Here is a 14,216-nt window from a genome sequence, read left to right as displayed (position 1 = left end):
GCCCCGTCAGGCCACGGAAGGCCATGACCGGTTCTAGCCTTCCGCGTCGTAACGTTCGCGCGCCGCCGTGATCTGCGGCACGGCACCCTCAAGCACGTCGGCCATACCGCGAAGGGCCGAAGCGATCTGCCTGCCGAGGTCCGTGAGCTCGTAGTCCACGCGAGGTGGCATGGCGCTCACCACCGTGCGATTCACCATGCCGTCTCGCTCCAGCGCGCGCAGCGTCTGGGACAGCATCTTCTCGCTCACGCCGTCCACTTGGCGCCGCAGTTCACCGAAGCGGTGACTGCCCTCCCCGAGTGCCAAGAGGGCGAGGGAAGACCACTTTCCGGTGACGTCCTCGAGAGCAGAACGGGACGTGCACGCGCGCGCGAAGACGTTGGCGACGAGTGCGTCCGTCGGGGCGCCGGTCGGCTCCTGGGCTGAGTTCACCTTCTCAGAATACCGGTCCTCACTGCGGAATAGAAAGCACTTACGAATAGTTAGCGAACGTGTTCCATCCATCGTCTGAAGGGAAGACTCATGACCACCTACGCCGTGACCGGAGCCAGTGGAAGCTTTGGCCGCCTCGCCATCGAGGCCCTGATTGCCCGCGGTGTCGCGCCCATCGACATCGTCGCGATCGCGCGCACCACCGACAAGGTGTCCGACCTTGCCACCCAGGGCGTCGTCGTGCGTCACGGCGACTACGACGAAGAAGCCTCGCTCGACACCGCGCTCGCCGGAGTTGACCGTCTGCTGCTCGTGTCCAGCAACGAGTTCGGCAAGCGCGCCGAGCAGCACGCCACCGTCATCGCGGCCGCCGAGCGTGCGGGAGTGAGTCACATCGCTTACACGAGCATTCTCGGTGCGCCGACGACGTCCAACCCCATCGCGGGCGAGCACGTGGCGACGGAAGCCGCGCTCGCCCAGTCGAGCATTCCCACGACGCTCCTGCGCAACTCCTGGTACTTCGAGAACTACACGGTCCAGATCGGCCAATACAGCGCGTCGGGAGTCATTCTGGGCGCCACGCAGAACGCGCCGATCTCCGCGGCGACCCGTGCCGACTATGCCGACGCCGCCGCCGTCGCACTCATCGCGGCCGAGGCAGGCGCCGTCTACGAGTTAGGCGGCCCCACCTTCACGCTTACCGAACTCGCGGCTGCGGTCTCGTCGGCCACGGGGGCGGCGGTTGAGCACCGCGACATGACTGTCCCAGAGCTCGCCTCCGCCTTCGAGAGCTTCGGCATGGAAGCTGGCATGGCCAGCACCTTCGCCGGGGTCGATGGGTCGATCGCGAGGGGCGAGCTCTTCACCGACTCGGGCGACCTCGAGACCCTGATGGGCCGCAAGCCCGAATCGCTCGCCGCCGCGGTGGCCCAGGCGACCCACTAGCCGCCTGCGCCTCACTGCCCGTGGGGTGCGGCCTGCGACGAGGCTTCACCCCACGGGCGCGTGCGCGCCGCGCCGAAGGATTGCCCGACGGGCCCCCACAATGGGGAGGTGTCGGAGCGCCGTGTCTTTGCTCGCGAGCGGTGGACTCCCCGCCGCGTCTTGACGTTCGCAACCCGCTTCGCTTGGCTCCAACTCCACTCGCTCGTGTTCGCGGCGGTGATCTTTGCCGCTATTGCCGTCACCAGCGTCGTCTCACTACCCATCCCCCGGTACGACGCGCTCCTGATCATCGGCGTGGCCCTCACCTTGGGACTGTGGTGGGCAGGCTGGGAGTCAGGCCGCGAGGTGGCGGTGATCTGCGCCTTTCACGTGCTGGGCCTCACCATGGAGATCTTCAAGGTGCGTGCAGGGTCGTGGAGTTATCCGGAAGAGGCGTTCACGAAGGTGGCAGGGGTGCCGCTCTACGCGGGCTTCATGTATGCCGCTGTCGGCTCGTACATCGTGCAGGCATGGCGCAGGCTGGAACTCCGCGTGACGCATTACCGACCGGTGCCGCTCACGCTGCTGGCGGTGGCCGCCTACCTCAACTTCTTCACGCACCACTGGATATGGGATCTGCGGTGGCTCATCGCCGCGCTGTTCGTCGTGGAGATGCGTCGCACCATGGTGCATTTCACCGTGGCGACTCACCGCTACTTCATGCCCCTGGCCGCCGCGTTCGTGGCGATCGGCTTCGCGCTGTGGATCGCGGAGAACGCCGCGACGTTCTTGGGTGCGTGGCAGTACCCCAACCAGTCCGAGATTTGGGAGGCGGTGCACGTGGGCAAGTTCGGCTCGTGGTCGCTTCTGGTCTCTCTCAGCTTTGTGCTCGTGGCGACCATCAAGCGCTTCGAGGGCGAGCTGTATGGCGTCAGAGGGCAACGCCCGGCGGTTGAGGTTGACGCCGACTAGGCGCTCACCTCGGTAGCAACGCCGGGCGCCAGATTGACGGTGCGCGCACCAAGTCCGCGCCGCTCGAGTTCGGCGGCAGTGTCGGCACGCAACTGAGTGAAGTGAGCCCAACCGTCCACGTGAATGGGCACGATCGTCGCGCTTGGCCATAGAGCTGCCACACGTGCGGCCCGAGCGGCATCCAGGGTGAGCGGCGCCGTGCCCCTGCTGGTCACCTTGGCGGACCCCATGCAGAGCAGCGCCACCCCCACGTCGGGGTGCTCGGAAGCGATCCGTCCCGCCACCGCGACGGAAGAGTTATCGCCGGAGAAGTAAACAGTGGGCCAGCCGTCGGCGCGCACGACGAAGCCGATGACCGGGCCCAGCACAGAAGCGAGGGCACGCGGCCCATGCTGTGCGTGGACGGCGGTCACCGTGACCTCGGTCTCGCCGGAGACGACGCGCTCATCACCTGGCTTCATGCCCTCGAGCCCCTGCACGCGCTTGCCGCCCTTGGCCGTCGTGAGCGCCAGTGTCGCCGCGCGCGCCACAGCCAGGCCCGCGTCGTCCAGATTGTCGGGGTGGTGGTCGTGCGAGACGAGCGCAAGGTCGACGGCGCCAAGGGCGTCGGCGGGAATCGCCGGCCCCTCCGTCTTGGTGAGGCCGCTCCCGTGAGGGCCGGGCGGGTCAAAGGTGGGGTCCGTCACGATGGTGAGGCCTGCGTAGCGCATGAGGACGGTGGGGCCGCCCACCAGGGTCAGGGTGACATCATTCGACATGCATCGATCCTGGCACAGGCGCGACACCCACGGCTCGAGCCCGCTTACGCTGGATACATGAGCCCGCGAGCGAAGGTCCTGATGGTCTGCACCGGCAATATCTGTCGATCGCCCGCCATGCACTACCTCGCAGCACGCGAGTGGGCCGAGGCCGCGGACGTTTCCTCAGCAGGGATTTCGGCGGAGGTCGGAATGGATGCGACACCGGAGATTCGGCGCTCAGCCACCGCCCATGGGCTGACCCTCCCCCGGCACCGCCCCACGCAACTGACTGCGGCGCTCGTCCACGAAGCGGACCTCGTGCTCGTGGCCACTGAAGCCCATGCACGCTGGATCGAGCGGGAGGTAGGTAGCAGACCACCTCACATGTTCGGCCTGAAGCAGGCGGCTGAACTCAGCGCGATCGCGCAGCGACCGCAGGGCAATACACCCGCCGAGCGACTGCGGACCGCGGCAGGGGCGCTGCACATTGCTGGGCAGCAGGAGACAACGCCCCTCCGCAGCCTCGACGACCCGTGGGGCCTCGACCAAGCCACGTATGACAGGGTCATGACCGAGATCGCCGACGCTTTGTCCGCACTCACCGAGTGGGCTTCGCTTCGCTAACTTACGCCCCTGGCATGGGGTGGGATCCGCAGAATGTCCTCCGCCCCACGTTCGGCCCGTCCGTCAGTGTCATCGGAGCCCGTCGCGTGGTCCTCGCGGGTGTCCTCATCGAGGTCAGGGTTGTCGGCCGAGTGTGCTGCCTCATCGGCCATCAACTGCTCGTCTGGCTTGGCAGGTGGGTCGAACTCGCTACCACCGCGCTCTTCGCGCTCGCGCTCCACCTCTTCTGCGATCTGCTGAAGCGCCTCTGTTCCTTCACTCACGCTCTTGTCGCTGCGCGTGGAATCGTTCATGGGTATCACTCCCTGTCGTTTCTCCATCGCAGGCGTTGGTATACGCCTACTTCGGTGAACACGTGGGTGTGCACGCATGTTCCACGGCGAGGTGAAACTCTCCGCTAGTGGGGGTTCTTCATGCCGTTCTGAACTGGCACCGTCCCATCGGTGCCCTCTTCGGCGAGCCCCACCCTGCCGTCCGTGCCTGGCGCGTCCTTCGCGGGGGCGTCGGCGTCGTGGTTGGGGTCAGGGCCGGGAGCTCCCAGACTGGTCGCCAGCTCTTCGCCGTCGCTGAGATGGATCTGATCCAGGTCCGATCGGCCGCGTTCTGCTCGCTCGCGTTCCACCTCTTCCGCGAGGTGCTGGAGGGCTTCGGTGGCCTCGTGGACCGGGTCCGGCGAGGCGTCCTTGCTGTGATCGATGGGGACATTCATGGGAGTTGCTCCCTTCCGGTGATCCGAAATGGGCGAATTGTCCGCCCACTCAGAAAACGCCGGGCGAGAAGGGGATGTTCCTGCCCCTGACCCGCTGGCCTAGGGCGCGACGTCCCAGCCCAGCAGGTCTTCGAGGGTGTCGCGCCTGATCAGCACGCGTGATTGACCGTCCCTCACCGCCACCACCGCCGGCCTCAAAATCGAGTTGTAATTCGATGCCATGACCCGCCCGTAGGCGCCCGTTGCGGGAACGGCGAGCAGGTCGCCGCGGGCGATATCGGCGGGCAAATCCACGTCGCGCACCACGATGTCGCCGCTCTCGCAGTGCTTGCCCACCACTCGCGACAGCACGGCCGGCGCATCCGAAGCGCGAGACGCGAGCGCCGCCGTGTACTCCGCTCCATACGTGATGGTGCGCATGTTGTCGCTCATCCCGCCGTCGACGGCCACATAGTGCCGCGTCCCGCCCCCGTCGAGAGCCACGTCCTTGGTGACGCCGACGGTGTAGACAGTCATCCCGGCGGGCCCGGCAATCGCGCGGCCGGGTTCGATCGAGATGTGGGGCCAGCCGCCGCCTGCGGCGTCGACGCCCTGCGCCACGACGTCGGCGATCTCAAGGGAGGCCTTCTCGACGTCCATGGCCTCTGACTCGGGGGTGTAGGCGATCGCATAGCCGCCGCCCAGGTCAACCTCGGGCATCTCGTAGCCCGTCTCGGCCGCGAAGTCGGCGCGCAGGCGCAACATCCGCTCGGCCGATTCCTTGAACGAGTCGATCGACAGAATCTGGCTGCCGATGTGGGTGTGAATGCCGCGCAACTCGAGGTGGGGCGAGGCGTGAACTGCGCGCAGCGCCTCGAATGCTGCGCCGGTGGCGAGCGACAGTCCAAATTTCTGGTCCTCGTGCGAGGTGGCGATGTACTCGTGGCCGCCGGCATGCACTCCTGTCGTCACGCGCACCAGCACGGGAGCGAGGGCGCCCGCCGCCTCCGCGAGCGCGCCCAGCACCTCGATCTCGGTGAATGAGTCCACCACGATGCGGCCGACGCCCGCCTCGAGCGCGCGGGTGAGTTCGGCGTCGGACTTGTTGTTGCCGTGAAACGTGATCCGCTCGCCAGGCACTCCGCCGCGCAGCGCGAGTTCAAGCTCTCCCCCGCTGGCGACATCGACGCCAAGGCCCTCGTCGAGCACCCAGGCTGCGATCTGTGAAGTCAGCAGCGCCTTCGACGCGTAGAACACGTCGCACTGTGCGCCGTGCCTGGCAAAGGCGGCACCGAAGTGCTCGCGGAAGGCACGTGCCCTCGCGCGGAAGTCTGCCTCGTCCACCACATACAAAGGCGTGCCGTGCTCGGCGGCGAGCGAGCGCACGTCGAGGCCGCCCACGGTGAGCGCACCGTCTCCCGTGCGCGCGACGGTTGAGGACCAGACAGGCACGGCTACATCCTCTCGGGCGCGCCGACCCCGAGCAGCCCGAGTCCGTTGCGGAGCACCTGGCCAGTGGCGTCATTGAGCCACAGGCGCGTGCGGTGAAGATCAGTGATCGGCTCGTCACCCTGTGGGGTGACGCGGGTGCGGTCGTACCACTGGTTGAACACGGCGGCGAGGCGCTCGAGGTAGCGGGCAACCCTGTGCTGCTCTCTGAAGTCAACGGCCTGGGCGACGACGCGCGGGAACTCGCCGAGCACGCCCAGCAGTGCGGCCTCGCTCTCGTGGGTCAGGAGCGAAGCGTCGAAGCCCTCTTCCCTGCTGAAGCCATACTCGGCGGCGTTGCGGGCCACGCCAGCAGAGCGCGCGTGAGCGTATTGCACGTAGAACACGGGGTTGGCGTTGGTCGCGGAGGCGAGCAGGTCGAGGTCAACGTCAAGAGTGGCGTCTGCGCTGGAGCGCGTCAGCGCGTACCTGGCGGCGTCGACCCCCACCACGTCCACCAGGTCCTCCATCGTGACAACGGTGCCAGCACGCTTCGACATGCGCACGGGAGCGCCGTCCTTCACGAGGTTCACCATCTGTCCGATGATGACCTCGACCGAGTCGGGGTTGTAGCCAAGCGCTGCGGCGCCTGCCTTGAGGCGGGCGATGTAGCCGTGGTGGTCGGCGCCCAAGAGGTAGATGCACAACTGAGCACCGCGCTCGTGCTTGTCGCGGATGTACGCGATGTCGCCGGCGATGTACGCGGCCTGCCCGTCCGACTTGATGACCACGCGGTCCTTCTCGTCACCGAACTCGCTGGACCGTAGCCACCAGGCGCCCTCCGACTCGTAGAGGGAGCCGGACTTCTTGAGCTGCTCGAGAGCTCGCTCCACCTTGCCTGACTTGTGCAGCGAGTCCTCGTGGAAGTACACGTCAAAGTCGACGCCGAAGTCGTGCAGCGACTCCTTGATCTGATCAAACATGAGGTGGACACCGCGAGACCTGAAGAACTCTTGCGCCTCGGCTCTTGGCAACTCGAGGGGATCGTCCTCCCCGACCTCCATGGCGTCTTGAAGCACCCTGTTCGCAATCTCTTGGATGTATTCCCCGCCGTATCCGTCCTCTGGAGCATCCTCGCCAAGGATCGCGGCAAGGAGCGACTGAGCGAAGCGGTCAATCTGCACGCCGTGATCGTTGAAGTAGTACTCGCGCGTCACCTCCGCGCCGTGGAACTCCAGCAAACGGCTCAGAGAATCGCCGACGGCGGCCCACCTGGTGCCGCCCAGGTGGATGGGGCCGGTCGGGTTGGCCGAGACGAACTCGACGTTGACGTGCACTCCCGCGAACGACTCGCCTCGCCCGTAGTCTTCGCCCGCGTGGACGATAGAGCGCGCGAGTTCGCCTGCCGCGCCAGCCGAGAGGCGAATATTGAGGAAGCCTGGGCCAGCAACCTCGGCGGCGTCGATGCCGTCGACGGTGACGAGCCTCGCCGCGACTAGCTCTGCGAAGGCGCGAGGGTTCATGCCCGCCTTCTTGGCGAGTTGCATCGCCACGTTGGTTGACCAGTCTCCGTGCTCTCGCACCTTGGGTCGCTCGACGCGAACGTCCACCACGTCCTCATTGCTCAGGGCGATGTCGCCGGCGGCGATGCCCTCTTCGATACAGACGGCGATGGTTGCGGAAAGCTCTTCTGGAGTCACCCTGCGAGTCTATCTGCGCGCGAAGGCTCAGCCGCCGAGCTCTGCCTGCACCTTCTTGGTGAGCGAAGCGCGCACGATCGCGTAGCCCGTACGCAGCGCCTCCTCGACGACCGCGCGCGGCACGTCGGCATCCAGAGCTAGCGAGATCCACAAGCGCTTGTTCGCGTAGTAGCCGGGCGTCACGCCCTCGTACTCCTGCGCCAACGCAACGTTCTCGTCGGCGTCGCCCTTGACCGTCACGATGCGCCTGCCGCTGGGATCCTCGCCGACTCTCCCAAAGTGCTTTCCTCCCACTTGGAAGGTTTGCGATCCCCAATCGGGGTACGGAACGACGGCGGCGCCAGGAAGGCTGTCGAGAACGGCGGCGATCCAGTCGTCGACGGCGGGAACGAGGGCTTCCATGCGGCCGACGCTACTGCCGGCGTCCGACAAGGCGTCACCCAAGCGCTTGGTCGGCTCGCGCTAGTCCTCGCGCGGGCTACTCGATGCGCGGACCACCAGCTCGGGAGTGAAGACCACGTGCTGCTCGACTCGCGCGCCGTCCACATCGTGCTCGGCAAGCAAGAGTTCGACGGCCGTAGCGCCGATCAGGTCCCGCGGTTGTCGCACAGACGTGATCGGCACCACCGCCGCTGCGGCGAACTGGATGTCGTCGTAGCCCACCAAGCCCACGTCGGCAGGAATCCGCACCTGCGTCGGCCCCGCCAGAAGCCCTTGTTGGACGCCGATCGCGACGAGGTCGTTGGCCGCGAGAATCCCGTCGATCTCCCCACGTGCCACCCGTTCGCGCAAGCCCTCGCCCAACTGAATTCCCGCATCGAGCGACAACGCATTGCTGGGGATGACCTCGACGGTCGCTCCGTCGACGTCAGCAACAGCCTTTGCAGCGCCTGCGCGCCGGTCAGCAACCTGGCGGATGCCGTCCAAGCCACCGACGCATGCGAGGCGGCGGCGGCCGGTGTCGAGCAAGTGGCGAGCGGCCATTTCGCCCCCAGCAACGTCGTCCACCGCGACGGACGGCAGTGTTGACTCTCCAGCGCGCCTGTCGACGAGCACCACGGGAATCCCGCGCTGCCGCAGTTGCGTCAGCCGCGGCTCCGCATCGCCCACGGGCACGACGAGTACGCCTGCGACGCGCTGGCGCTCGAACAGATCGAGTTGTTGACCCTCGCGTTCGGCATCGTCGCCGCTATTGGCCAGCAGCACGCTCATGCCTTCAAGCGCGGCGCGGCGTTCCACGCCAAGGGCGACGTCAGTGAAGAACGGATTGCCGATGTCGAGCACGATGAGCGCTATCGACGTGGACTTTCCCGCACGCAATTGGCGTGCAGCTGCATTGGGTACGAAGCCGAGTTCCGCAATCGCAGCCGAGACCTTTGCGATCGTGTCAGGCCGCACCCTTGAAGGACGGTTCAGCACGTTGGAGACGGTGCCCACTGACACGCCTGCACGTAGCGCCACATCGCGCACGCTGACCTGCACTCGCGACCACCTCCGTCCGACCTCGATGAAGCAGACTATCCCTCACGCATGGTGTTGGAGACAAGGTGCTGACTGCGCGTCAGCAGTGGTTCACGCCTCCTGGCCCTTGAGTGCGGTGTCGGCAGCGCCCAAGTCGAGGTCACCGATGCGGACGGCCTGCCCGGTCTCCAACGAACGGTTGCCCGCGAGGCCCACCGCCATCGACCGCACGCCGTCGGGCCAACTCGCGGATCGGCCGAGCGGATCGGCGTCACCGCCGACGAAGACATCACGCAAGAGTTGCGCGTCGCCCCCGCCATGACCGCCCTCGCCTTGCGGAATCGGCACCTCGACGGCCGGCTGGAAGTGTTGCTGAACCATGAGGCGCTCGCCGATGGGACGGATGCGCTCCGAGACCACGCCGTCAGGATGCATGCTGGGGTCCACGGTGACCGAGCCGTCCTCCCGCACCAGTACCGCCCCGCGCTCGACGACCGTCAACTCGGCACGGCCGCAAGTGCCGTTCACGGAGACGGTGTAGCCCTCCCATGGAGAGTGCGCGTTGAGGGAGTACGACATCGTCGCTCCGCGCGCGTAGTCGACGACGAGGGCGAGGTTATCTTCGATCGTGATGCCGTCATCGAAGACGTCGCGGTCCCGCAGATAGCCGTCGTACTTCTCCTGATCGAAGTACAAGCCCTTGAGCTGCTCATCTCGGCGAAGGTCAAGGCTGAAGGCATCGCGCAGGGGCGAGTCGATGCTGCCCCGCTCCGGCCGCTCGCCGAGCCCACGTTTCCTCGCGTTCTCGGCCCCGTAGAACTTGAGCCCGCCAGAGGCGTACACCTTGGTGGGGACGTCGGCAAGCCACCAGTTGACCAAGTCAAAATGGTGGGAGGCCTTGTGGATGAGAAGGCCGCCGGAGTTTTCCTTGTAGCGATGCCAACGCCTGAAGTAGTCAGCACCGTGCGCGGTGTCGAGCACCCACTCGAAGTGGACAGAGGTGACGTCTCCTATGTCGCCGTCGGCAATGACTCGGCGCAGAGCCTCGTTGCGAGGCGAGTAGCGGTAGTTGAAGGTGATCGTGACGTCGCGGCCGGTGCGCTGAGCTGCGTCGGCGATGTCGCGGACCCCTTGCTCGTCGATCGTCAATGGCTTCTCGACCGCGACGTCGGCGCCCGCCTCAAGCGCGGCGACGATGTAGCCCGCATGCGTGAAGTCTGGCGACGTAATGATCACGCGCTCGATGCCGTGCGCGGTGATGGCGCTCGCCAAGTCCCCGACCTCGAAGCGGGCGGCAGCGGCGATCTCCGCCCTGTCCGGGTGGCGAGCGCCAGACCAGTCGAGCCTGCCTTGATTGGTGTCGGCCCACGCCACGAGCTGCGCGGCGTCCCTGTGCGGTCCAGCAATGGCGTCCAAATACATCTGGGCGCGGGAGCCAGCGCCGACGAGCGCGTAGCGACGCCGCAGTTCTGTCACGTCGATCAACCCTTCCTGCTACTTCATTCCCGTGGTGGCGAAGCCCTTGATGAGGTAACGCTGACCCACCAAGAAGATGATGAACAGCGGGATGAGCGACACCACCGACATGGCAAACATCGAACCAAAGTCCGAGCTGGATTGCGCGTCGATGAAGCCCTTCAAGGCGACGGAGACGGGGAAAGTCTCCGGCAGCCTCAGATAGATCAAGGGCCCGAAGAAGTCGCCCCACGTCCAGATGAACGTGAAGATCGCGGTGGTGGCGATCGCAGGGATCATCAGGGGCAGTGTCACTTGGAGGAAGGTGCGCGCATGACCGGCACCGTCTATGCGAGCGGCTTCAAAGATCTCCCTGGGAAGCGCGCGAATGAACTGCACCATGAGGAAGATGAAGAAGGCATCGACAGCGAGCATCTTGGGAACGATCAGTGGCAAGAAGGTGTTGAGCCAACCCAGTTCCTTGAAGATCGTGAACTGCGGAACCAAGACGACCTGGAACGGCAGCATGATCGTCGCGAGCATCATGGCAAACAGGAGCGTTTTGAAGCGGAACTCAAGCCGCGCGAAGGCATAGGCCGCGAGGGAACACGACACGAGCGTCCCCACGATCGCCGCGAGGGAGATGATGCCCGAGTTCATGAGGAAGACCCCGAACGGGTGCTGCAGGTCGTTCCAACCGTTCACGTAGTTCTCGAGCGTGAGGTTGGTGGTGAAGATGCTCAAGTCGCGGAAGATCTCTTCGTTGGGCTTGAAGCTCGACACGATGAGCCATAGCAGTGGGTAGACCATCACGACTGAAAAGGTGATGAGAACCGCGTGCTTGATGGTCGATGAGATACGCGCCCTCGTGCGGTAGCTGATCAGCGGGCGATGTGGCTCCACATCGGGCGTGCCGCCCCTGGAGACCCTGGTGGGAGCAATTTCAGTCGTCATAGAACACCCAGAACTTTGAGAGCCAGAAGTTGAAGGCGGTGAATGCCGCGATCACGATGAGCAGGAACCAGGCCATGGCGGATGCCAGGCCCATGTTGTATTCGAGGAACCCTGTGCGATAGAGGAAGAGCGTGTAGAACATGGTCGAATCTGCCGGCCCACCCGTTCCCCCAGACACGACGTAGGCCTGGGTGAAAGTCTGGAAGGCGAAGATCACCTGGAGCACCAGGTTGAAGAAGATGATGGGCGTGATGAGCGGCAGCGTGATGGACACGAACTTGCGGACCCTGCCAGCGCCGTCGACCTGCGCGGCCTCGTAGTACATCTCGGGTATCTGTCGCAAACCAGCCAAGAAGATCACCATGGGCGACCCGAAGGTCCAGATGTGCAGGATGACGATGGTCCACAGCGCGTAATCGGGGTGGCCGATCCAGCCGGGGCCGTCGATGCCGAAGATGGCAAGGAACCCGTTGACCAGACCGTCTTTGCCGAACACTTGGCGCCACAGGATGGCGATGGCCACTGAACCGCCCAGCAGACTCGGCAGGTAGAAGATCGACCGGTAGATCGGCAGACCCCGCATGCCTCGGTCAAGCACCAACGCGAGCGCGAGAGCGAGCATCAGTTGGAGCGGGACGGACACCGCCACGTAGACAACCGTGATCCTGAAGGAGTTCCAGAAGTCGGGATCGGCGAACATCTCGCTGTAGTTGCCCAGCCCGATCCAGTCCGGTGGATTCTTGATGGGCGACTGCAAAAGGTTGTAGTCCGTGAACGACAAGTACAGCGACGCGAGCATCGGGCCGACCGTGAATGCGACGAGTCCGAGCAGCCATGGCAACAGGAAGAGCAGCGCGGCTTTGTTGTCGCGATTCTTCGCTCGTACGCGTGGACCGCCGCGACGTGCACTCTTCGCGATAGTCCGCAGTTCGCCGAGACTACTCACGTCAACCTCCTTGTCGACCGTCTCCGCCTTCTCGTTCGGATGAGAAAGCGGTTTCACACGCGGTGCTGGGAATCATTGCACGGCCACTGCACACCCGTCAAACCCGCCCCGACCGATGGTCCAACGGCTCCCGCCAGCCGCCGAGTCCGACGGTTCACCAACGGGCGATTCACGCTTGCCGGCGTCCCTGCCGATGCCGGGTCGACCTCCAGCGTAGGCCTCCCGCCTCGGCCCAGGCGCCTGGCTCGCCACCGGTGGGAGGCGCCCTCGCTTATGCTGCGCTCGATGGACCCACCCGGCCTAGAAAAGCCTCACCAACGGGGTCGCGTCGGCGCACCGATCGCGTTTTGTAACGATTCAGTATCGGCATTGACACCCCTTGCACGCGGTGATACGTTTCCGAGAAAGCGGTTTCACACGAGCTTGCGGAGACGCTTGTGAAGACGCTTGGGCCCGTGGCCAGCCTGGCCAGGGGCGCACACCACAGAACGATGGTGCTGAGAAGCACCACCAGACGAGAAGAGGCGCAATGACGCGTACATCCCGTTCACTGACACGGAGGGCGGCGCCGGTAGGCGCAGTCCTCGCCACCGCGCTCACCCTTGCGGCGTGCTCATCTGACGCCGAAGAAGCGCCGTCAGGCGACGTCACTGGCGATGCGCAAGAGGCCGTCACCATTGAGATGTCTTGGTGGGGTGACGACGCTCGCGCAGCGTTGTTTGATGAGGTCATCACGGCATTCGAGGCCGAGTACCCGTACATCACTGTGACCCAGACACCCGTCGGCAGCCCTGACGACCTGTTCAACCGCCTGGCCACCGACTTTGGCGGCGGCGGCGACACGGCTCCTGACGTGTTCGCACTCGGTGGCGCCAAGCCGCAGGAGTACGGCGAGGCCGGCGCACTGCTGGACTTGGGCACCGTGGCAGACATTGTCAACGTCGCCAAGTACCCCGAGTTCTCCACCACCAACGCAGTGGTCGATGGCACCCTGTACGGCCTCCCGACCGGTGGCAACGCGACGGCCGCCTTCGTGAACACCGACCTGTTCGAAGCAGCCGGCGTGCCGATCCCTGACGCCGACTGGACGTGGGACGACCTGGTGGATGCCGCCAACACCATCGGCACCGCCGGCCTGACGAACGAGTCGGGAGCGCCCGTATACGGCATCGACCTGCGCGTGCAGGACATCATCGGCACCTACGTGGCACAGGTCAGCGAGTTCGGCCTCTACGACTGGGAGGGCCAACTCGCTGTCGACGCCGACCAGGTCGCTGGTTGGTACGAGATCGAGCAGCGGATGCTCGAAGGCGGAGGACTCCCCGACCCCACCATCGTGACGGCAGGCTGGGCGCTTCCCCCGGACCAGCAGCTCTTCACGCTGGGCCAGGCGGGCGTGACCTTCGGCTACAGCAACCTAGTGGGCACGTACGAGATGGGTGGCAACACGATCATCCTGCCGCCGCCGTCCGACACCGACAAGACGGGGGTCGCACTGCTTCCCTCGGCCTTCTGGTCGATCAACGCCGCCACCGATCACCCTGAAGAAGCCGCACTGCTGGTCGACTGGTTCCTCAACGAACCCTCCGCAGCCGAGCTGATCCAGGACACGCGTGGCGTGCCATTCAACCCCGACACCGCCGCGGTGGTCTCGCCGCTTCTCGAAGGTGCAAGCAAGACTGCCGCCGAGTACGTGGAATCGGTGCTCGACTCTGGTGAGGTTGCCCCGCCGCAGCCCAACGGAGCGGCCAACATGAACAAGTACTCGCAAGATGCGGAGACGGCAGTGCTCTTCGGCAACGCCAACCCGCAAGAGGCCGCTCAGACATTCATTGATCAACTGTCTGGCGATCTCAGCTAGTTCACCGTCATCACGCGACGGGCGGTCCCCT

Annotated in this window: 15 protein-coding genes; 4 read left to right on the top strand and 11 right to left on the bottom strand. The window is 65.5% G+C overall.

Annotated elements, in window-relative coordinates; all coding sequences use genetic code 11:
* Window positions 1-33 precede the first annotated feature (33 nt).
* Complete coding sequence (locus LGT36_RS01500) at window positions 34-432, bottom strand: helix-turn-helix domain-containing protein (protein WP_226095688.1); 399 nt, start codon at window positions 430-432, stop codon at window positions 34-36.
* A gap of 90 nt (window positions 433-522) precedes the next feature.
* Here LGT36_RS01500 and LGT36_RS01495 point away from each other — a divergent pair, with 90 nt between their 5' ends.
* Both LGT36_RS01495 and LGT36_RS01490 read left to right on the top strand, forming a co-directional pair.
* Window positions 523-1,377 carry an NmrA family NAD(P)-binding protein gene (locus LGT36_RS01495; RefSeq protein WP_226095687.1) on the top strand — a complete coding sequence of 285 codons (855 nt, stop codon included), beginning with the start codon at window positions 523-525 and terminating at the stop codon, window positions 1,375-1,377.
* A 108-nt stretch (window positions 1,378-1,485) separates the two neighbouring features.
* The gene (locus LGT36_RS01490) at window positions 1,486-2,328 is read left to right on the top strand and encodes a DUF817 domain-containing protein (RefSeq protein ID WP_226264510.1); all 843 of its coding nucleotides are present in this window, start codon (window positions 1,486-1,488) and stop codon (window positions 2,326-2,328) included.
* Here LGT36_RS01490 and LGT36_RS01485 read toward each other — a convergent pair.
* On the bottom strand, window positions 2,325-3,086 hold the full coding sequence (locus LGT36_RS01485) for an MBL fold metallo-hydrolase (protein WP_226094702.1): 762 nt from the start codon (window positions 3,084-3,086) through the stop codon (window positions 2,325-2,327). The genes LGT36_RS01490 and LGT36_RS01485 overlap by 4 nt on opposite strands.
* 57 nt (window positions 3,087-3,143) lie before the next feature.
* On the opposite strand from LGT36_RS01485, the gene LGT36_RS01480 reads away from it, so the two are divergent.
* Window positions 3,144-3,692: a hypothetical protein gene (locus tag LGT36_RS01480; RefSeq protein ID WP_226094701.1), complete on the top strand. Its 549-nt coding sequence runs from the start codon at window positions 3,144-3,146 to the stop codon at window positions 3,690-3,692.
* On the opposite strand, the gene LGT36_RS01475 is transcribed toward LGT36_RS01480, so the two are convergent.
* The 9 genes from LGT36_RS01475 to LGT36_RS01435 all read right to left on the bottom strand — a co-directional run bounded on the left by LGT36_RS01475 (window position 3,689) and on the right by LGT36_RS01435 (window position 12,324).
* Window positions 3,689-3,985 carry a hypothetical protein gene (locus LGT36_RS01475; protein WP_226094700.1) on the bottom strand — a complete coding sequence of 99 codons (297 nt, stop codon included), beginning with the start codon at window positions 3,983-3,985 and terminating at the stop codon, window positions 3,689-3,691. The genes LGT36_RS01480 and LGT36_RS01475 overlap by 4 nt on opposite strands.
* A gap of 104 nt (window positions 3,986-4,089) precedes the next feature.
* Window positions 4,090-4,401: a hypothetical protein gene (locus tag LGT36_RS01470; RefSeq protein WP_226094699.1), complete on the bottom strand. Its 312-nt coding sequence runs from the start codon at window positions 4,399-4,401 to the stop codon at window positions 4,090-4,092.
* A 99-nt stretch (window positions 4,402-4,500) separates the two neighbouring features.
* Window positions 4,501-5,832, bottom strand: coding sequence for a diaminopimelate decarboxylase (gene lysA, locus LGT36_RS01465; protein ID WP_226264472.1), 1,332 nt, complete (start codon window positions 5,830-5,832; stop codon window positions 4,501-4,503).
* Window positions 5,833-5,834: 2 nt separating this feature from the next.
* Window positions 5,835-7,508, bottom strand: coding sequence for an arginine--tRNA ligase (gene argS, locus LGT36_RS01460; protein ID WP_226095350.1), 1,674 nt, complete (start codon window positions 7,506-7,508; stop codon window positions 5,835-5,837).
* A gap of 27 nt (window positions 7,509-7,535) precedes the next feature.
* Window positions 7,536-7,910 (bottom strand): MmcQ/YjbR family DNA-binding protein, encoded by a 375-nt coding sequence (locus tag LGT36_RS01455; protein ID WP_226095349.1) that lies wholly within the window; start codon window positions 7,908-7,910, stop codon window positions 7,536-7,538.
* 60 nt (window positions 7,911-7,970) lie between these two features.
* The gene (locus LGT36_RS01450; RefSeq protein ID WP_226095348.1) at window positions 7,971-8,990 is read right to left on the bottom strand and encodes a LacI family DNA-binding transcriptional regulator; all 1,020 of its coding nucleotides are present in this window, start codon (window positions 8,988-8,990) and stop codon (window positions 7,971-7,973) included.
* Window positions 8,991-9,080: 90 nt separating this feature from the next.
* Window positions 9,081-10,391 carry a Gfo/Idh/MocA family protein gene (locus LGT36_RS01445; RefSeq protein ID WP_248642236.1) on the bottom strand — a complete coding sequence of 437 codons (1,311 nt, stop codon included), beginning with the start codon at window positions 10,389-10,391 and terminating at the stop codon, window positions 9,081-9,083.
* A 72-nt stretch (window positions 10,392-10,463) separates the two neighbouring features.
* Window positions 10,464-11,378 (bottom strand): carbohydrate ABC transporter permease, encoded by a 915-nt coding sequence (locus LGT36_RS01440; protein WP_226095346.1) that lies wholly within the window; start codon window positions 11,376-11,378, stop codon window positions 10,464-10,466.
* Entirely contained in the window at window positions 11,368-12,324 is a 957-nt protein-coding gene (locus LGT36_RS01435) for a carbohydrate ABC transporter permease (RefSeq protein WP_226095345.1), read from the bottom strand. The genes LGT36_RS01440 and LGT36_RS01435 overlap by 11 nt, the downstream gene beginning before the upstream one ends.
* A gap of 529 nt (window positions 12,325-12,853) precedes the next feature.
* Between LGT36_RS01435 and LGT36_RS01430 the strand changes: the two genes are divergently transcribed.
* Window positions 12,854-14,185, top strand: a complete 1,332-nt coding sequence (locus LGT36_RS01430) for an ABC transporter substrate-binding protein (protein ID WP_226264471.1) — start codon at window positions 12,854-12,856, stop codon at window positions 14,183-14,185.
* The last annotated feature ends 31 nt before the right edge of the window (window positions 14,186-14,216 follow it).

Origin of the sequence: Demequina sp. TMPB413 (assembly GCF_020447105.2) — a bacterium.
Classification (GTDB): Bacteria; Actinomycetota; Actinomycetes; order Actinomycetales; family Demequinaceae; genus Demequina.
This window is presented reverse-complemented; position numbering and strand designations above follow the sequence as displayed.